16 protein-coding genes and 3 pseudogenes are annotated in these 18423 nt (G+C 67.1%); 11 read left to right on the top strand and 8 right to left on the bottom strand.

The window, feature by feature from the left end; all coding sequences use genetic code 11:
• The 3 genes and pseudogenes from ITP53_RS18595 to ITP53_RS18585 all read left to right on the top strand — a co-directional run.
• On the top strand, positions 1–714 hold a 714-nt coding region (locus ITP53_RS18595), incomplete at its 5' end, for an alpha/beta hydrolase family protein (protein WP_207756104.1).
• Entirely contained in the window at positions 702–2525 is a 1824-nt protein-coding gene (locus tag ITP53_RS60315; RefSeq protein ID WP_195896666.1) for an ABC transporter ATP-binding protein, read from the top strand. The genes ITP53_RS18595 and ITP53_RS60315, both read left to right, overlap by 13 nt.
• A gap of 38 nt (positions 2526–2563) precedes the next feature.
• Positions 2564–2795: pseudogene (locus ITP53_RS18585) on the top strand (IS5/IS1182 family transposase); the annotation flags it as partial.
• Positions 2796–2846: 51 nt separating this feature from the next.
• On the opposite strand, the pseudogene ITP53_RS18580 reads toward ITP53_RS18585, so the two are convergent.
• A pseudogene (locus ITP53_RS18580) lies at positions 2847–4343 on the bottom strand (ISL3 family transposase); the annotation flags it as partial.
• A 265-nt stretch (positions 4344–4608) separates the two neighbouring features.
• On the opposite strand from ITP53_RS18580, the gene ITP53_RS18575 reads away from it, so the two are divergent.
• On the top strand, positions 4609–7467 hold the full coding sequence (locus tag ITP53_RS18575) for an AfsR/SARP family transcriptional regulator (RefSeq protein ID WP_195896665.1): 2859 nt from the start codon (positions 4609–4611) through the stop codon (positions 7465–7467).
• Positions 7468–7946: 479 nt separating this feature from the next.
• On the opposite strand, the gene ITP53_RS18565 is transcribed toward ITP53_RS18575, so the two are convergent.
• Positions 7947–8228 carry a hypothetical protein gene (locus ITP53_RS18565; RefSeq protein ID WP_195896663.1) on the bottom strand — a complete coding sequence of 94 codons (282 nt, stop codon included), beginning with the start codon at positions 8226–8228 and terminating at the stop codon, positions 7947–7949.
• Positions 8229–8457: 229 nt separating this feature from the next.
• On the bottom strand, positions 8458–8880 hold the full coding sequence (locus ITP53_RS57640; protein ID WP_328814959.1) for a group II intron maturase-specific domain-containing protein: 423 nt from the start codon (positions 8878–8880) through the stop codon (positions 8458–8460).
• Between ITP53_RS57640 and ITP53_RS18560 the strand changes: the two genes are divergently transcribed.
• Positions 8821–10266: an integrase core domain-containing protein gene (locus tag ITP53_RS18560; RefSeq protein WP_328814957.1), complete on the top strand. Its 1446-nt coding sequence runs from the start codon at positions 8821–8823 to the stop codon at positions 10264–10266. The two genes, ITP53_RS57640 and ITP53_RS18560, sit on opposite strands and share 60 nt — an antisense overlap.
• A gap of 121 nt (positions 10267–10387) precedes the next feature.
• On the opposite strand, the pseudogene ITP53_RS57635 reads toward ITP53_RS18560, so the two are convergent.
• Positions 10388–10687, bottom strand: a pseudogene (locus ITP53_RS57635) (helix-turn-helix domain-containing protein); the annotation flags it as partial.
• 327 nt (positions 10688–11014) lie between these two features.
• Between ITP53_RS57635 and ITP53_RS18550 the strand changes: the two are divergent.
• From ITP53_RS18550 to ITP53_RS18540, 4 genes are all read left to right on the top strand, one after another.
• The gene (locus tag ITP53_RS18550) at positions 11015–11869 is read left to right on the top strand and encodes an NADP-dependent oxidoreductase (protein WP_328814953.1); all 855 of its coding nucleotides are present in this window, start codon (positions 11015–11017) and stop codon (positions 11867–11869) included.
• A gap of 257 nt (positions 11870–12126) precedes the next feature.
• The gene (locus ITP53_RS57630) at positions 12127–13116 is read left to right on the top strand and encodes a PAS domain-containing protein (protein WP_328814951.1); all 990 of its coding nucleotides are present in this window, start codon (positions 12127–12129) and stop codon (positions 13114–13116) included.
• Positions 13071–14108: a PP2C family protein-serine/threonine phosphatase gene (locus ITP53_RS57625; protein WP_236050947.1), complete on the top strand. Its 1038-nt coding sequence runs from the start codon at positions 13071–13073 to the stop codon at positions 14106–14108. Before ITP53_RS57630 ends, ITP53_RS57625 begins: the two co-directional genes overlap by 46 nt.
• A 159-nt stretch (positions 14109–14267) precedes the next feature.
• Positions 14268–14498 (top strand): hypothetical protein, encoded by a 231-nt coding sequence (locus ITP53_RS18540; RefSeq protein WP_207756103.1) that lies wholly within the window; start codon positions 14268–14270, stop codon positions 14496–14498.
• 318 nt (positions 14499–14816) lie between these two features.
• Here ITP53_RS18540 and ITP53_RS18535 read toward each other — a convergent pair whose 3' ends face one another.
• Both ITP53_RS18535 and ITP53_RS18530 read right to left on the bottom strand, forming a co-directional pair.
• Positions 14817–15677, bottom strand: coding sequence for a hypothetical protein (locus tag ITP53_RS18535; RefSeq protein WP_195896660.1), 861 nt, complete (start codon positions 15675–15677; stop codon positions 14817–14819).
• An 87-nt stretch (positions 15678–15764) separates the two neighbouring features.
• Positions 15765–15977, bottom strand: a complete 213-nt coding sequence (locus ITP53_RS18530; protein WP_195896659.1) for a hypothetical protein — start codon at positions 15975–15977, stop codon at positions 15765–15767.
• A 747-nt stretch (positions 15978–16724) separates the two neighbouring features.
• On the opposite strand from ITP53_RS18530, the gene ITP53_RS57620 reads away from it, so the two are divergent.
• Together ITP53_RS57620 and ITP53_RS18520 are read left to right on the top strand one after the other, a co-directional pair.
• Positions 16725–17027, top strand: a complete 303-nt coding sequence (locus tag ITP53_RS57620; RefSeq protein WP_236050946.1) for an HAD family hydrolase — start codon at positions 16725–16727, stop codon at positions 17025–17027.
• Between the two features lie 138 nt (positions 17028–17165).
• Positions 17166–17462: a hypothetical protein gene (locus ITP53_RS18520; RefSeq protein WP_195896657.1), complete on the top strand. Its 297-nt coding sequence runs from the start codon at positions 17166–17168 to the stop codon at positions 17460–17462.
• Between the two features lie 68 nt (positions 17463–17530).
• Here ITP53_RS18520 and ITP53_RS59320 read toward each other — a convergent pair whose 3' ends face one another.
• The gene (locus tag ITP53_RS59320; protein ID WP_268961073.1) at positions 17531–17653 is read right to left on the bottom strand and encodes a hypothetical protein; all 123 of its coding nucleotides are present in this window, start codon (positions 17651–17653) and stop codon (positions 17531–17533) included.
• Positions 17635–18294, bottom strand: coding sequence for a hypothetical protein (locus ITP53_RS18515; protein WP_195896656.1), 660 nt, complete (start codon positions 18292–18294; stop codon positions 17635–17637). Before ITP53_RS18515 ends, ITP53_RS59320 begins: the two co-directional genes overlap by 19 nt.
• Positions 18295–18423: the final 129 nt, after the last annotated feature.

Below are 18423 nucleotides of genomic sequence, written 5' to 3'. Positions count from 1 at the left end.
ACCCACCCAACGGGGATCAGCATCGATACCGGGTACCACCAGGCCACGCTCACGCACCACCCGGGAAAGCCAGGAGCAGTGTTGTGGCTGCGCGACGCCAGGCCTGGCGACACGCAGTCACAGATGCGTGTCGCCAGGCCTGGCGACCCAGTGACGACGCGTCCCATGCTGGATACCGGGCACGCGGTCGCGTACCTGAACCTGCCGCTGCACTGGTCGGCCGACGCCACAGTGGAATCCCTGCACCCGCAGATCATCGACACGGTGCGCGCCGCAATGGCCACCGTGGACGGCCCAATGCTGGTCGGTGGGCACAGCTTCAGCGCCACTCTCGCCCTGTATGCCCTCGCCCATGTCCCTGAGCTGCGCGGAGCGATCGTGCACAGCGGCTGCTACAACCGCACCCTCACCCCTACCGGCTGGCAACACGAGAAACGCCACTTGTGGCAAGCCCCAGACATCTACCGAACTTTCAGCGCTCTGGAGTTCGCCCACAAGCTGGACCGGCCGGTGCTGTTGGCCCACGGCACCGACGACACCAACCCCGCCACCCCTCCCGAACAATCCGTCGAACTCTACAAAGCCATCGTCGCCAACGGCGGCACCGCCCGCCTACTTCTCCTCCCCGGCGCGGGCCACGCGTTCTACTACGCCGAACACACCGCGTTTCTCAGCACCGAGCACCGCAACTGGATCGAGCGGTGGACCCGGTGACGCCCAGGCTCACCGTCCGCGACATGTGCGGGGCGGCGGTACACGCCGTACGCATGTCCTGGGCGGCGGACCGGCGCGGTGTCCTCACCGTGGTGGGGCTTCAACTGACCACCGCCGTCGGCCTGGCCGGTGCGTTGCTGTTGTTGCGGGGCATGGTGGGCGACGTGATGCCCCTCGCCCGTGGGGGCGGCGCCGGAGTCGACCTGTCGAGGCTGGTGTCCGGGTTATCGGTGCTGGTCGCCCTCGGCGCGGTGGGTGGCATCCTGCAGTCGCTCAGTGGGATGCGACAGCAGATCCTCACCGATCGGGTCGATCGGCACGTCATCTCACTGGTGTTACGTACCGCCGCCCACACCGAGCTGCTGGAATTCGAAGACCCGGACTTCCACGACCAGTTACAGCGCGCCGTACACGCCTCGCGGCGCGAGCCGGCCAAGGTGGTCATGATGCTGGTCGCGATGCTGCAGGTGGCGCTGACCGTGCTGGCCATAGCGGGCGTGTTCATCACCATGGCCTGGTGGCTGCTCCCCCTGGCGGCCCTCAGCGCGTTGCCGCTGTTCAAGGCCGCCAAGGACCGGCGCAACGCCGTGTACGCGATGCACCACTCCCTGGCCGAGAACCACCGCCGCCGCCAGTACTTGGAGCAGCTGCTCACCCGCCGGGACGAGGCCAAGGAGATCCGGGCCCTGAACCTCGGCGCCACCCTCCACACCCGCTGGGACAGCGAATACGCCCAAGAGTTGACCGGCATGACCCGTCTGATCCGCACTTACGCCTGGCGTGAGATCAGCGCCAAACTCTTGTCCGGCGCCATGATCGTCGGTGTCATCGCCTCCGTCTGGGCGTTGGTGAACGCCGGCATGGTATCCCTGCCCGCCGCCTCCACAGGCCTGGCCGGACTCTGGTTGCTGTCGAGCCGCATGGGAACGGCCAGTCAGATGCTCAACAACATGGGCCAGTCCCTCTACTTCCTCAAAGACCTGCACAACTTCGTAGCAGCAGCCGTCGAGCCACTCCCCGGACCCGCCGCACCTGTACGCCCGTTCAGGACGCTGCGTGCGCGCGACCTCACCTTCACGTATCCAGGCGCCAACCGCCCCACGCTCCACGGTATCGACATCTCACTCCACCAAGGCGAAATCATCGCCCTCGTCGGAGCCAACGGCTCCGGGAAGACCACCCTTGCGAAGCTTCTCGCCGGCCTGTACGCGCCCACCGGCGGGACACTGGTCCGCGACAGCCACCCTGTCACCGACCTGCACCAACTGCGCCACTGCTGCGCCGTGGTGTTCCAGGACTTCGTCCGCTACAAGCTCACCGCCCACGACAACATCGCTTTCGGTCGCGTCGACGACCAACCCCACCACAGCCGCATCAGATACGCCGCCGAATCCGCCGGCGTCGCCACCCATTTGGAGAGCCTCCCCGACGGCTACCAGACCGTCCTCGGTCGCGAATTCACCGATGGCACCGACCTTTCCGGTGGTCAGTGGCAGAAACTCGCCATCGCCCGCGCCTTCTACCGCGATGCCCCCTTCGTCATCCTCGACGAGCCCACCGCCGCCCTGGACCCCCAAGCCGAAGCCGACCTCTTCGCCCGCATCCGTCAGCTCTTCGCCGGCCGCACCGTCCTACTCATCTCTCACCGCTTCTCCAGCGTCCGCAGCGCCGACCGCATCTACGTCCTCGATTCCGGCCGCGTCATCGAGCACGGAACACACACCCAACTCATGCGTACCCAGGGCCGCTATGCCGACCTCTTCCTCACCCAAGCCGCAGGCTATCTCAGCACCACGCCACCCGCGCCGTGACTGGTTCCTGCTCATCAAACAGCGCTCCTACCCACGCCCGGAACGCGCACAAGGGTGCGAAGGCACCGGTCCAGGCAAGCCAGAGGGGGCACGTCGAACGCACCCACGTCTGGCAGAACGCCTTCCACCGCCTCGCCCGCTGTTACGAACGCCGCGCCACCGTCATCGACGCCTTCTTCGACTTCGCCGACACGATCATCCCTTCGTTGCCTGATCCGACAGGCATGGACGACCCAACGTTGGGTTCAACGCCCAAACCGCCGACCATGAGTACACGCTTAACTGCGCGGCCTCAAAAGCGTGACGCGAAGCCTGCAGCGTCGTTAGGGGTCTGCGGCCGTAGGTCTGTCGCTTTAGCATCTTGAGGCGGTTGACGTTGCCCTCGACGGCGCCGGAACTGTGCGGGAACGTCAAGGCGTTGAGGACGGCGGCGTGGTCGTGGCGCAGGCCGCGGGTGAATGAGCGCAGATAGGGCAGGTCATCGGCATCGACTGTGGCCATCCAGTCGGCCAGGCGGTCGCCGTGGCGTCCGACCATCATCTCGGCGAAGCCGTGGACATGATCGGCCAGGGCGTCCAGGTGGTGGCAGTCCGCGCGGGCGTTCTTGAGTGTCACCTGGTCGTCGTCGGCCATGTTGTCGGGGTGCGTCATGATCCAGCTGGCCAGGGTGCGCACCTTGGGCGATTTAGGAGCCGCGGGTGGTGCGCATCCGGTTTCGCGGAACGGGGCCAGGTAGTCGCGGACCGACCCGTAGCTGCCGCGGTAGCCCTGGATGGTGATCTCCCGGTGGAGTTCCAGGACATTGGTGCAGCCCTCGTTCCAGCGTTCGTGCAGGTAAGGCTTGTAGGGGTCGAGTTTGCTGGGTCGTCCGGCCAAGCTGGTTGCCAGGACGTCCTCGATGGCTTGGGCGCGGTAGAACCGGCGGACAGTCTCCTTGGCCAGGCCAAGTTCCCGCATGATCGGTTTGATGCCCAGGCCCGCTGCCTTCAGCGTCTGGACCTGCGTGTACCGCTCGCGTGTGCGCACGACGATCGCGCTGGCTTCGGCGCGAGCCTCGGCTGCGGCGGCGGCTGCGCGCGTCAGATCCCGAGGCGGAGCCTCTGCTTCCACCGGGAGCTCGGGGCGGGGAGCATGCAAGCAGTGGTGGTGGGCGGCGACTGTCTTCTCCACGTATTTGCCCAGGTTGTTCCACAAGTGCCAGCGATCTGCGACCTGGATCGCCTCCGGTGCGCCCTGGCGCGCGCCGTCGGCGTAGGCGCCGGCCCGATCTCGGCAGATGACCTCGACTCCGGGATGGGCACGCAGCCAGGCGGCCAGGGTCTCGGCCTCGCGGTCGGGTAACAGGTCCACCGGTTCATGGGTGTCCATATTGATCAAGATGGTGCCGTAGACATGGCCTTTACGCAGGGCGAAGTCATCCACGCTGAGTACGGTCACCGCGCCGATCTCGGGATCGGGCATGGCTCGGATTCGCCGCAGAAGGGCGTTGCGACTGGTGCGCAGGCCGAGAATCGCGGCCAGGCGGGCACCGGCGCGGCCGGCCAGGGCCAGCGCCACCGCGTCCAGCAGCATGGTCAACAACGGGCTCCGGCGCGCGTAAGCGCTGGTCAGCCCTGGAATCTGTTCCGCGAATGTCTTGGCTGGGCACGAAACGTCGTCGCAGAAGAACCGGCGGCTAGCCACGCGGATCAGGACCCTGCGCCCGCCGAGCGCGGCGTCGTTCAGCACGCGCTCGTCGCGACTGTGGACACGCCGGGAGGCCTTACCGCACGTCGGGCAGAGGGCGAGGCCTGCGTGGGGGTGGACCCGCAGCGTCACCCGAGCGGCGGTCACCTCAACACGGTCCACCACGACTTCAGCGAGATGAGGAAGGAGCACGTCAAGTCCGGGTTGGTCACACCCGAGTAATGATCACAGCGAGCGCCGTCACGCGGAGGGCCATCACGATCACGAAATATGGGCCAGATCCAACTCAGACCGTCAGGTGGAGCCGTTGGAAACCGTCGTAGCCAGAAGGCGATGATGTTCCCAGAAGGCTGATGTCCGGTTTAAAATACGGCCAGCGATGTCAGGGGATTCTCGGGTGCGGTACAGGGTGCTGGGCCCCGTCGAGGTGGACGGTGCAGATCTCGGCCAGCCCAAACAGCGATTGGTCTGGGCCACACTGCTGTGTCGCGCCGGCCGGGTCGTTTCAGACGACCACCTGGTGGATGCATTGTGGGGCGGGGTGCCGCCACGGTCGGCGGTGACGAACCTGCGGGTGTACGTGACCTCACTACGGAAGATCGTCGGCGACGATGTGTTGCAGCGGAAGGACGGCGGCTACGTAGTCGCCCCGAAGCCTGGACAGTTGGACGCCGCCGCCTTCGAGGAACTCCTGACCCAGGCTCGTGCATCGCAGGACCCGAAAGAGAAAAAGGACCAGTACGAGCAAGCGATGGCCCTGTGGCGGGGCTCAGCCTTCGGCAGCGTGGCCGACCACCCGTCCATCACGCACGCCGCGCAAGCTCTGGAAGAGTTGCGGCTGGCCGCAGTAGAAGAGCTCGCCGAGGTACGGCTGGCGCTGGGCGAGCACGCCGCCCTCGCCGCCGAGTTGGGTGGGTGGGTGGCCTCGCACCCGCTGCGGGAAGGACTCCACGCCCGGCTGATGCTCGCGCTGTACCGATCCGATCGCCAAGCGGAGGCGCTGGAGGCCTACCAGAGGGCCCGGCAACTCCTGGCCGACGAACTCGGACTCGAACCTGGCCCCGCACTCCAGGATCTGCAGCAGGCCATCCTGCGGTCCGACCCCGCCCACCCTGGAGCCGCCCTCGAGTCGCCTGCGGACCGCCGCATGGCCGTCCCGGCCGAGCTCCCGGCCGATCTGGCCGGCTTCACCGGCCGCACCACCGAACTCCTGCAGCTACACGAACGGCTGCTCGACAAGCAGCGGCCGGTGGCGATCTCGGCGATCAGCGGGGCTGGAGGAGTCGGCAAGTCCGCCCTGGCGATCCACCTCGGCCATCAGCTCATCGACCAGTTCCCCGACGGTCAGCTTTATGTGAATCTGCAGGGTTCCACCCCGGAGGCCAAACCTCTCGATCCCATCGACGCGCTGGGGCGGTTGCTGCGCTCGCTCGGCGTTGCCCCCGAGGCGGTCCCGACCGACGTCGATGAGGCAGCAGCACTGTTGCGGACCCGTACTCACGGCCGGCGACTGCTCATCATCCTCGACAACGCCCGCGACACTCCCCAGATCCGCCCTCTGCTGCCGGGCAGCGAGACCTGCGCGGTGGTCATCACCAGCCGCCGCGCCCTATCGCTCGACGCTGTGCATCACCTCGCCCTCGATCTCCTCACCCCGGATGAGGCAAGGGCTCTGCTTAGCGCACTCACCGGGATGCGGCGTACCGGAGCTGAACCAGAGGCGACCAAGGACATAGTGCGTCTCTGCGGCTACCTGCCGCTGGCGATCAGCATCGCCGCCGCCCGTCTCAACTCCCGGATAACCTGGAACCTCGCCAAGCTAGCCGACCGGCTCATGGTGGAAGAACGGCGGCTTTCGGAGCTTGAACAGGGCGACAGGGCGGTCAGGGCGAGTCTGGAGGTCAGTTACAGTCATCTGGACTATCCGCATGCCCGCGCGTTCCGGCTCTGTGCGCTGCCTGGCGGTCCCGACCTAGACAGCGACGCGGCCGCCGCACTCCTCGACCTGGCAGAGCCGGACGCCGAAGACCTCCTCGACGACCTCGTCGACCTCGGGCTCCTCCAAAACCCCACTCCCGGCACCTACCGCTACCACGACCTCCTCCGGCTGTTAGCCCACGAGCAAGCCGCCAACCACGAGCCGGAGTACGTACGCAACCAGGCGCTCCACCGCCTCCTTGCCCACTACTCCTCGTCCACCAAGACGGCCATCGACGCATCCGCCCCCACCTGGGATTGGCCGCAAACGCTCCTGGCACCTGAGCGTCAGGGACGAGGCTTCTCCAGCCCCGAAGCCGCACGGGAATGGCTCCTCAACCACGTGCCCCATCTGGTCGCCGCTGCCGAATGCGGCGCACACCGGCCCGAGTCTCTTGGCCTCTCCGCTGACCAGGCCTATGGTCTGGGCTGGTTCATTTTCAGCGGGGTTTCGTGGACGCAGATCGCGGGGTGCCTCGCGACTGTCGTTGAGGCCGCTGCTCTGGCCGGGGATCAACGCAGTGAAGCCCTCGGTCTTACGGAGCTTGGCCGTATATCCAACTGCCGCTACCTTCCCGCGGACGCCGCCGCTCAGTTCGAACGCGCGACAAGACTTGCTCTTGCTGTCGGTGACCAGGTGCTCCTCTGGCAGACATGGGAAAACCGCGGGCTTGTCTACCGCAACCAACAGCGTCCGATGGATGCCATCCATGCACTGCAAGAGGCCGCGACGCTCACCCGGCGATTGGGACGCCTTTCCAATGAAGCGACCGTCCTGGCCAGCCTGGCGCGTGCCCACATCGATGCTGGACAAAGAGACGAGGCGTTCGCCGTACTCGATCAGGCGCTCCATCTGGCACGCGACAGTGGCGAGCCCGAGGCCCTCGCGGCAGTGAGATATGCACGTGGCGTCGCCTTCCGCGACGCAGGACGGTTTCAGGAAGCCGTCGGCGAACTCGCTGATGCGCGACAGGTGTTCCGCAAGCTGGCTCAACAGACCGTCGAGGGCTACGTCCTCTACCACCTGGCCGAGACATACCGCCGATGTGACCGGCACGCCGAAGCCATCCACGCGGCTCAGGAGTGCCTGAGGGTCAGCCGCGAGATCAGCGATGATCACAACGTCGGCCGAACGCTCGCCGTACTCGGGCAGGCCCAAGTCGCGCTGGGCGACCGCGAGATCGGTCGCGCCAACCTCCAGCAGGCCTGCCGCATCTTCGCCCGCCTCGAGGCCGCCGAGGCGGGCGACATCCGGAAGCTCCTCGAGGAACTCACCTAGCCTAAGGTGCTCGAATACTAGACTCACGTGGTGACCTGCAGCTTTTGGCAAGCGGGCGGATCTTGAGCGCTTGTAGGACTCTGCTGGTTAACTGGGATTGGTAGCTCCGGCTCATGATCTTATGGTGCCTGCTCTGATCATGAACGGTGTGGCAGCAGTCGTCGGTGTCTTCGTCCTGGCTGCCGGGGTGGATGGAGGCAGCGATGTCGATGCAGCCGATGCCGTGGCCGTGGCCGGAGCCGGCGCCCGAGGTCGCCGCGGCGATCCGGGCCATCACCGAGGCAAGCGGCAAGTGCCGTTACCCGTGCGGGTGTTGCGCGACGTTCGTTGTGTCCATGACGACGTCATCGATGCTGGGGTTGATGGACATGCGAAGGCCTCGCCCCCATGAGTGTGAGGCGAGGCCGTCAGGGACACGCTGTCGCGGTGGTGCTCACTCGGTAGAGATCACCTCGGTGACTGCGGAGCGTGCTGCGCTTTCATCGACGATGGCCTTGCCCGCGGCGAAGGTGGCCAGCAAGGACTGAATGGCCAGGTCCGTCGACGAGCACGACCCAGGGACGGACATGGCCGGGATCACGGGCTTCGGCATGATCGAAGACGTTGGCGATCAGCGCGGCGGGGCCGGTGATGATCGAGCCGCACAGCCACTTGCGGATCGCGGCCGGTCTGGCGCGCGGCGGGCGCTGCACGGCCCGGCCGCCGGGGACGGCGATCACATCGTGCGGCCGGCGGGGCGCGGGCTCGGCGTCGTAGACCACCCCGAGGGTGGCCATCCGTTTGCGGGCCGGTTTCTCACCCGCCGTCAGCCGGGTCCGGAAGGTGGCCCGGGCGCGGGCGGCGGCCTTGGCGGTCGCGGGCCGGTGAGGTCGACCCGGAGCGCGGTACTGGCCTCACGACCAGCCCGTTTCTCCGGGTCGCCTCCCGAACCCGGCGTGCACCGCTAAGCGCACCGGGCTCTCCACAAGTCCCGCAGGGTTGGTGTTCACCTCATGCTGTGCTCGGCCACGGTGTCGGGATGCGTGTTCCCCGGTAGTAGTAGCGCTTGGCGCTCACCCGTGCCGGGTCGAACAGCTCCCTTCCGCCCGCGGCGGGCCAGATGCCGTAGCGTCGGCGTAGTACCTTCCAAGGAACACGCCGGTGCTTGCGCTCCTGCCATCTGACGATCTCCTTCCAGAGGTAGGCCCTCAGATAGCTGAAAGTCGCGTTCGAGCATCCGTACTTGAAGTACGCGGTCCAGCCCCGCAGCATCCGGTTGAGCTGACGCAGCAGGTCTTCGAGCGGCAGGTTCGTGCTCCGCCGGCAGATCGCCTTCACCTTGGCCATGACGGTCACCAGGGACTTCTTGGCCGGATAGACGTAGACGTACTGTTTGCCGGTGCCTGCGCCACCGCACAGATCACGTGGGCCCACAACCGCTCGGGAGCCGCCCTTCGAAGACTCGGACGGCTCGGCGAAGCCGCGGAGTCGTCCGCCCGGTCGGCGCAGATGTTCAAAGCCGTCGGCGACATCGACGCCTACAGTCAAAGCCTCAGCGGCCTCGGCGACTGCCGCTACGACCAGGGCCGCCACGAGGAGGCGCTGGAGCATTACCTCGACCTGTGGGCCCTGCTGGTCGACGACGAGTCGGGGATGGCGCCGAGCGTCGTGGACGTCGGCCGGGCGCACACGCAGTTCCGCCTCGGCATGTGCCAGCGGTCGCTCGGCCGCCGAGCCGAAGCGATCACTGCGCTCACCGAGGCGGTGGTTCTCATGGAGCGGCTCCAGTCGTCCGACTACGTCCAGGCCCTCGCCCTGGAGAATCTCGCGGCCAAGAGGAAGGCCGGACCGAGGAGAGCCGCCGAGCCTACACGCGTGCGGCCGAGGTGTTCGAGGCGATCGGTGACGTCGAGGCGAGCAGCCGCTGCCACGACCTGGCGACCGCCGCACCCTGATACTCACAAGACCGGAATCAGACGATTATGCTCCCTGCTGCGCTGGCATCGGCGTCTGGTCGCGCGTCAATGGACCTACCCGAACCGGAGGATGGGACGGCCTGCGACCGATCCGGCGGTCGTGGTGTTGATCCAGAAGCTGGCACGGGGGAATCCTCGCTGGGGTTACGAGCGTATCCGTGGCGAACTGCGCCATATGGGCCATCGAGTGAGCAGCGCGACGATCCGCCGGATCCTGAAACGAGCGCGGCTTGGTCCCGGGCCGCGACGGGCCGACGACCGCTGGCGTGATTTCCTCCGCGCCCACACTACGAGCACGCTGGCTTGTGACTTCTTCACGGTGGACACCGTCACGCTGCGCCGGTTGTACGTCTTGTTCGTGGTGGAGGTCGGCACTCGGTTCGTGCACGTGCTCGGCGTGACCGCCCGCCCTGATAGTGCATGGGTTGCCCAGCAAGCCCGTAACCTTCTCGCCGATCTGAAGGACCGGGCCGGCGCGTTCCGGTTTCTGATTCGCGATCGGGACGCGAAGTTCACCAGCAGCTTTGATGAGGTCTTCGCAGGCGACGACATTCACGTGCTGAAGATCCCACCGCGATCGCCTCGCGCGAACGCGTTCGCCGAGCGATGGGTACGCACCGCACGCACGGAGTGCACCGACCGACTGCTGATCTTCAACGAACAGCACCTTCGCACCGTGCTGGACGAATATGCCGATCACTACAATCGACACAGACCACACCGCTCCCTCGGCCTTCGAGCTCCCACCGATGATGACTCCGACGTGATCCCGCTGCCGGTGGGCCGGATCGAGCGCCGCCACGTCCTCGGCGGGCTCATCAGCGAATACCAGCGAGCCGGCTGACCAACGAGGCTTTGGTCATGAACCGCAGGCCAGCACCTGAAACCGAGTTTTGACACCCTTCACGCTGGAACAGCCTCGACTCCACTTCCGAGATTACGAAGCGATGTGATCACGGCCTAGCGGCCGTCTGTGCGACGAAGTCTTCGTCGTCAGGACTGAGCAGGCGGGGACGGCCTCCCGCCCACTGAGGGTCCAGGCAGGCCAGCGCGATCTCGTTGAAGCGGTGGATCACATCGCGCACGGTGTCCTCATCGGCCTGCACCAGCCGGGCGATGACGGGGACCGTGTTGCCGCCGGCCGAGGCCAGCAGGATCATCGCCCGCCGGTAGCGGACCGTGCTGGTCGTGCCGCGCCGCACGATCCGCTGCAGCTTCTGCCCTTCCTGGTCCGTGACCCTGCGGACCTTGACCGGTTGCGTCACGCTGCCTCCCAAAGGTTGATCTAACGTGATCAACCCATCGAACCGGCAGGATCGTCCCGCACACCAACCCGGTGATCGTTTCCGGTCACGGCACTAGCAACATCTGGACGATTTCGTCTCAGTTGGTCAACCGTCGATGTCCCTTGAGGCGTCCCATCGGTCATCGTGTGCATTCCCCGCTCAGGCATACCAGCCTCTGCGATCTCACCGCCAGGCGCTCCCTGATTGCCGGGCAACACGACTCCGTAAAGTCTGGACCAATTAGTCCGGTTTGGCTGGACCGTACATGCCGTGCAGGCAAAGACTGGCCGGATGAAGGCGATTGTGGTGACGGATCAGGCTGCGGGAACGGCCGGGATGACGCTGGCCGAGCGTCCCGAGCCGGAGGCTGCGGGCAACGACGTCCTCATCGAGGTTCACGCGTCGGGATTCACCCCGGGTGAGCTGTCGTGGCCATCGAACTGGACGGATCGCCTCGGCCGTGACCGGACGCCGTCGATCCCCGGGCACGAGCTGGCCGGTGTGGTCACCGCCCTCAGCTATGGGACGACGGGGTTGTCGGTGGGCCAGCGGGTGTTCGGCCTCACGGACTGGACTCGCGACGGCACCCTCGCGGAGTACGTGGCCGTCGAGGCGCGTAACGTCGCGCCGCTGCCGGGCGACGTTGACTTCACGGCGGGCGCGAGCCTTGCGATGCCGGGCCTGACCGCGTGGCAGGGGCTGTTCGAGCACGGCCGCCTCCGGGCGGGGCAGAGCGTCCTCGTGCACGGTGCGGCCGGCGCAGTCGGTTCGATGGCAACCCAGCTCGCCCGCGAGGCCGGCGCCTACGTCATCGGCACCGGGCGCGCTGCCGGCCGTCAGACGGCGCTCGACTTCGGCGCGCAGGAGTTCGTCGACCTCGAGAACGACGCCCTGGAAGACGTCGGCGGAGTCGATCTGGTTTTCGATGTCTTCGGCGGCGACATCGGGAGGCGGTCCGCGGGTCTGGTTCGAGCCGGAGGAACGCTGGTGACGATCGCCGGCCCGCCGGAGGCGCGGCCCGCGGACGGCCTGGCGATCGACTTCGTCGTCGTGCCCGATCGCCCCCAACTGAGTGAGATCGTCCAGCGGGTGCGGGACGGACGGCTGCGGACGAACATCGGCAACGTCGCGACCCTCGACGACGCCCGCGTTCGCCCGTAAGGACTTGGCACACCTCAGCACGAGAATGACCCCGCAGAGCGAGAAGTACGTCGATGGCTCGGCCTTCACCTCCGTCGACGACATGCGGCGGGGCGAGTACGACTACCGCCACGGCCCGAGAGCGATCTGATGACCATCAACGAAGGGACACCACCATGATGGGTTCGGAGATGTTCTCCAGGGGCAAAGCTTTGTTGTCCAGGGGCCGAGCTTTGCTGCCCAGGGGCATACGTTTGGACTCCTTCAACTCTGCTCTCGTGGGCGTGGCCGTGACCAGCGGCTCCGATCACCGGCTGATCTATATGAACTACGCCTACCGGAAGATCGCCGGCGAGCCCCGGCTCGGGCTACCTATTCGGGAGGCGTTTCGCGACCTTCGCCCTGAAGAATATTTCGCGCAGCTCGACCGGGTCCTGGAAACGGGCGAGGCCGTAAGCCTTGAGAAACTCCCATTCGAACTCGGCGAGCGAGACCCGTCGGGACGCGAGCGTTTCGCCTCGGTCGGCATATCGAAACTCTCGCTCGGGGACGGCGAGGCAGGCCTGCTGATTATGACCATGGATGTCACCGACCAGGTCGAGACCGCCCGGGTGATCGAATCCGTCAGCGAGGAGCGGCGCAGGTTCCTGCACCGCTATCAGAGTCTGGTCCGGCTCGAGACACAGGCGGTATGGGTGAGTGACCCCCTGGGCAAGGCGAACGAGCCGAGCCATGGCTGGGAGCGGTACACCGGGCAGAGTTGGGAGGAGTGCCGCGGTCACGGCTGGCTGAACGCCGTACACCCCGACGACCGCGAGCCCGCTCTGGCGAAGTGGCTCAAGGCGCTGGAGCAGCTGAGTCTCTGGGACCACGTCTACCGTTTGAAGGCGTCAGACGGCACCTACCGGCATGTCCGCGCGCGCGGCGTGCCCATCGTTGAGGGCGGCCAGGTGGTCGAGTGGGTCGGCACCATCGCCGACGTCGAGCAGGAGTGGCAGCAGGAACGCCGCAGGAAGCTACTCGAGCGGGCCGCCGCCGTGACCGCCGACCTCGCCGACCTGGACGAGGTGCTGCGCGCCCTCGCTGAGGTGATCGTGCCGGCCGTGGCCGATGGGTGCGCCATCTATCTCCTGCCGGAGATGGAGGATGAATCGCTTGGATCGCCCTTCTTCGGCGAGCGGGTGGCGAGCACGGTGGGGGAGGACGGGGCAGGCGACTGCCGTTGTGTGCCGAGCGGTTCGAGCCGGACAGCGACTTCGCCGCGGTGATCAGGACCAGGAAGCCGATCCGCAGGGCGTTTCCTCCGGGTGCGCCGCCGCCTGGCGCCGCGCCGCCGAGGGCGGAGGAGTATTTCGTCGCGGAGGGGGTCAACAGTATGGCTCTGGTGCCGGTAATGGTGGACGGCGTGGTGGCGGCGGTGGTGTGCGCCGGCACAGTCGCCGGGGGCCGCGAACCGCTCAGCGCCGCGGACGTCGGCCTGCTGGAGCGGATGCTGGATCACGCGCATTCCCATCTGAGTAACGCGATGCGGTTCCAGCACACCCAACGCGTGGCCCGGGCGCTGCAGAACTACCTGCTCCCCGATCCACCGCAGGTGCCGGGGCTGGAGATCACCGTTCGTTACCGAGCGTGTGCGACCGCCGTGGAGATCGGCGGCGACTGGTACGACTCCTTCGTCCTGCCGGACGGCTCCACGGTCCTGAGCATCGGGGACGTGGCCGGTCACGACCTGGCGGCAGCGGTCACGATGAGCCAGTTGCGCAACATGCTCAGAGGACTGGCGATGGACCGACGCGAGCCCCCCGGCGACATCCTGCGCCGCCTGAACATCGCCACCGAGTCGCTCTGCCCCGAAAGCACGGCGACCTGCATCCTCGCCCGTCTGGAAGGGCCGGACGACGGTGACTGGCGGCTGCACTACTCGGTGGCCGGGCATCCACCGCCCCTGCTGGTGACCTACGAGCTCCGGGCTCGCTACCTGGAAGGCGACGCCGACCCCATCCTGGGCGTGGCCCACGACCTGCCGCGCACCAGCGCCGTCGCGGCGCTGCCGGCGCGCAGCACGCTGCTGTTCTACACCGACGGCCTGGTGGAAGTGCCCGGTGAGCACCTCGACATAGGGCTGGAACGACTGCGCCGCAGCGGCGCTCGTCTGGCCCGCGAGCCCCTCGAGGCCTTCTGCGACAAGCTGCTCACCCTGCCACCCATGCCGTGCAAGGACGACATCGCCATGATCGCCGTGCGACTGCCCGGCATCTGAGCCCCACGGCTCCGGAAGCGGGATGTCGGTAACGCTCGTGCCGCCGCTCCTTGAACTTGCCCAGCGACGCCGCCTTCGCCACGTCCTTCAGCCGGTCGAACTCGGGGTCCCGGTAGCAACGGGGGAAAATCCAACGGATATCGCTTCGCCAGCGTCGACGTGGAGCACCCCGGCGAGGTCAGCGGCATCCTCGGCCCAGCCCGCCGCGCGGTGATATCGCTCTACCCGCCCGACTTCGACAACGCCGACCCGCTCAACGAGGAGTGGGAAACCACCCCGCGCGACTCCAAGGACGCCCTCACAGCGCACTCGCTCGTGGAGTGCATCCTCTTCGCAGTCACCCAGCCCCGCGACTGCTTCATCAAGGCGTTCCACTTCGAACAGGTCTGAGCGGCGATGCCTCCCACACCCGCACGACCGCTGATGCCAAATCAGGAGACGCGCCACGGCGCTCCGGACCGCAGGTCCTGCACGACGACGGCCTGTACCGACACCTGAAGTTCAGCAACCCGGATGGCCGCTGGGCCTACTTGTTCGAGATCGTCACCTGGCCAAGGATGCTGTCGATCACCGGCGACGCGGACGGCTACGGTGGCGGCCTGCACTTGCCTGCCGAGCCTCGCCACGCTCACCCGTGAACAGTTCCCGCAGGTGCGGGAACCGTTCACGATTCTTGATCACGGCACGGCGTGCGGCGTGAAGTCCTCGCTACGGCGTACCTGCCGCCCTCAAATGACGTACCGGAGGACTCGAGGCGCCTCGCGCCGCCCTCAGGCGTACCGCACGCCAGGCCGTGGTCCACGCCCGAACATCGTTGTCGTTGCCGCCGCAGGCCCTGATGAAGGCCTTCACCACGCGGAGCGTCGGCAGGCGTTTGGTGTTCGCCTCGCTGAGCGTCTCGCACAGCGTGCTCGTCGCGAACGCGCCCCGCGAGCGCCGGGCCAGCTCGGCCAGCGGATCCTCGCCCGCCCAGATGCGGAAGACCCTCATGGCCTCCAGGAACTCCGCCACCGTGGTGGCGGCCAAGGGGTCCGGCTTGAGGTCCTCGAAGCCCTCCACATCGTCCACGACGGCGAACGAGGGGAACATGCTTCCAGCGTCGGCCGCGGCGGCCTGCGCCGCCGCAACTCGCCGGCCACGCTGGGTGGCCGGCGGCTTTTGGGGTTGCAGCGCCGGGGCCGCGGTCACCTGTACGCCGGTAGCCGCTGGCTTCTCGGGTTGCCGCGCCGACGCCAGCGCTCTCACGTGTGAGCCGATGCGGACGGGCTCGACCGGCGGTCCGCTGAAATAGAACAGGCCACGCCTGACGTACACGTCGGCGGCTTCATGCCAGAGGTCGGCCAGTTGGCGGTATCTGGCCTCGCCGACGCGAAGCCGCGCCGTCAGATCAGCGAAGGGACCCAAGAGCGGGAAGGTCTGGGCCGCAGGATTGGAGAGTGCGTCCACGACCTGCCGCCACTGCCCAGGGTCCGAGCAGTTGGCGGGGAAGCCACGCTCTTCCAGCGTGGCCATCGCCAGGACCGCGAAGTCCTTGTGCGGCTGGACGTGCGGAGTGTTGTGCAGAGGCACGACGTAGCGTCCCTCCCTCTGCGCAGCGGTGAGGTCTATCGGCCCTGTCTGGAGATCGGGTGGATAGATGGTGTTCGTCGCGCCCACCTACTGGGCCTCCTTGCCGTCCCGAGGGCCGGGGCCGCGCACGAAGCGTGCGATGCCCGCGACCGAGGCGGTGATGGCGCCGAGCAGGACCGCCATGCTCTCCACGTCGGTCCCCGACGTGAGCAGGAGCCAGGCGGCGGCGGTCAGGACGACCACGATGATGACGATCGACGTGCGCGCCCCGGGGGCGGGGACCGAAATGCAATTGTCCACTTTGTGCCTTTTCTGTGGGGAATGGATGCGGGTGAGTCGGTAAAGCGCACCTTTTCCCGCTCTGGGAGTGCCTGATCGGTGCGGGATGTTGAACATGATGGCGCATCACTCCCATGAACACCGCATGAAACGTCTGGTGTGGGCAAAGCACCGATCTCTGGATATGCCTGCCGTGTCGTACGGAACCGTTCGCGAGCGCCAGGGCGCGCTTCGCCATCCTGTCGCCGCAGGTCGGCGGCATGCGGACGTGTTCGCCGACGTTCGGCAGCGTTCGCCGCCATCCGGATTAGGCCGGAGAGGCGAGCAAAACATTCCACACCAGCATTACGACGTTGAACGTGGGCACAATGGTAAGCACTTGTCAGCAAACACAAGTGCTTACAGTCCCCCGGTTGCCTTACGGATGCGGGTGAGCTAAGGGATCGATAAGGGGAGGGCCCGGTGCCTGTGTCCTCCTCGCATGAGTGCGCGCGCCTTCCGAGATCTCGAAGGCGCGCGCACTCATGCAGCCGAAGAGCGCCCACTGTAGTCACGCAGATGCGTCGAGTAGATGTCTCTGGCTTCTGGCCGATGAAAGCAGGAAACGAGCCCCGGCGCCACGAAGGGGCAGGGCCCCGTTGTCCTTCAGGGTGTCGACCGCTACCGTTCGACGACGTCCTTGTCCAGGTCGAATACCGCGGCAAAGGGCCTCACGAAGCTGCGCGAGGAGGGCGTCGCCTACTCGGTGCACGCCCTGACCTGGACAACTTGGACCGGCTCGGCCTGACCCACCTGATCGAGACGGTGGTCACCGCCCGCGGCATAGCCCGTAAACCAGCCCCTGACGTGTACCTGGCCGCGCTCGCCCGACTGCAGGTGGACCCCTGCGCTGTCGTCGCGATCGAGGACAGCCCGCACGGCATCGCCGCGGCGAAGACGGCCGGGTTGCGTGTGGTGGCTGTACCGAACTTGGTCACGACCCATCTCGATCTCGCTGGCGCTGACCGGCTCGTTCGCTACCCCGCTAACGTCGTCCTCGACCTCGCCGTTGACCTTGCCGCTCACCGGTGAGCATATGCTGCGTGCCACTAACCCGCCCGGCCGTGCGACGGCGAGCGGCCATGACCCGGGGAACGGAAGCCAAGTGCCACGGACCTATGGTGGTAGGGAGCGCCATCAAGCCGAATCGGTGTCGCGGGGGAGGCTGCGATGAGGGAGCACTTCGTCTGGGTGACGACGCGCCGCATCAAGCCGGGTGCGTTGGAGGAGTTCGAACGGGCATGGCGCCCGGACCCGTATCCGGAGGGCCTGCACCACGCCTATGCGTACTGGTCCGAGGACGGGCAGGAAATCACCGGGGTGTCGTTCTGGGACACCAAGGAGGCGTGCGACTCCTGGCGGGCTTCCAAGGCCGAGACATCTCGGCGTGCGACCATGGCCCCTTACGTCCTGGAGGAGCGGGAAGGCTTCTACCTCGGCCGCGAACTCGGCATTCCCGTACGGTAAGTCACGCTCGCACGGCGGTAGCCCCAAACAGGTCAACGACCGACTGGCTCGCCTTCGCCTGACGCAGGTCAGACGAGAGGCAGGTCTTTGCGTGCCTGTTCCAGGTCGGTGGCCCAGATCCACAGTCGCTGGGCGGGTGGGACCTGGTGGTAGCCGAACAGGCCGACCTCGGTCAGGGTCCGCAGGTCCACGCACACCCGCTGGTAGGCACCTGCGATGGCGTCCGCGGGGTCGTCCAGGTCGCGGCGCCGAGTTTGATGCAGGCGCGGTACTCATAGCCCAGCAGCAGGTCGGAGCCGAACTGTGCCCAGGCTCCGCGCTGTTCCTGCCAGGCGGCCTCGGCTTCGGCCAGGAGCAGGTTCAGGTCGGCGGGGCGTGGGATGGAGGGGTAGATGATGAAGGTGGCGGCCCAGCCGAGCGCGACCATGTCGAGGTTGAAGGTGCGCCGGTCGGGGTGCTCGCGCGGCGGCAGCGGGTCGGAGGCGGTGCCGGAGAACCACGGCGCGGTGTAGGCCAGCAGCCGGCCGTTGCCCTCCACGAGCTCGCCGGTGGCGATCACCGCCAGCTTGCGCTGTGAGCCGTCGGGCCGGCTCAGCCGGGTGTTCACCATGCTCTTGTGTGCTTCGGCGGCCAGCTTGCCGGCGCTCAGGTGCCGCTGCGCGGCATCGGGGGTGATGTGCGCGATGAGGTAGTCGCGCAGGTCCTGCGGCAGGGCGTTGTAGGTGCCGTCTTGCAGGCGGGCCTTGGCCCGCTCGAGCGTGGCCTGGGCGGTGGGCGGGCTGCCGCCGAACTCGCTTTCCGGGGTGTCGATCGACACCATGCGGATGGACATCTCGATCTTCGGGGTGTCGCCGTCGGTTACCGGGCGCTGCTCGCGTGGCCCTCTCTTCCAGACTGCTGTGACAAATGGGACGTACGATCCCTTTTGATACGAAGTAGGGCGAGACGGGACGACTGAGAC

Source organism: Nonomuraea cypriaca (genome assembly GCF_015645445.1).
GTDB lineage: Bacteria > Actinomycetota > Actinomycetes > Streptosporangiales > Streptosporangiaceae > Nonomuraea > Nonomuraea cypriaca.
Note: the sequence above shows the minus strand (reverse complement) of the source record. Positions and strands in the feature narration are given on the sequence as shown.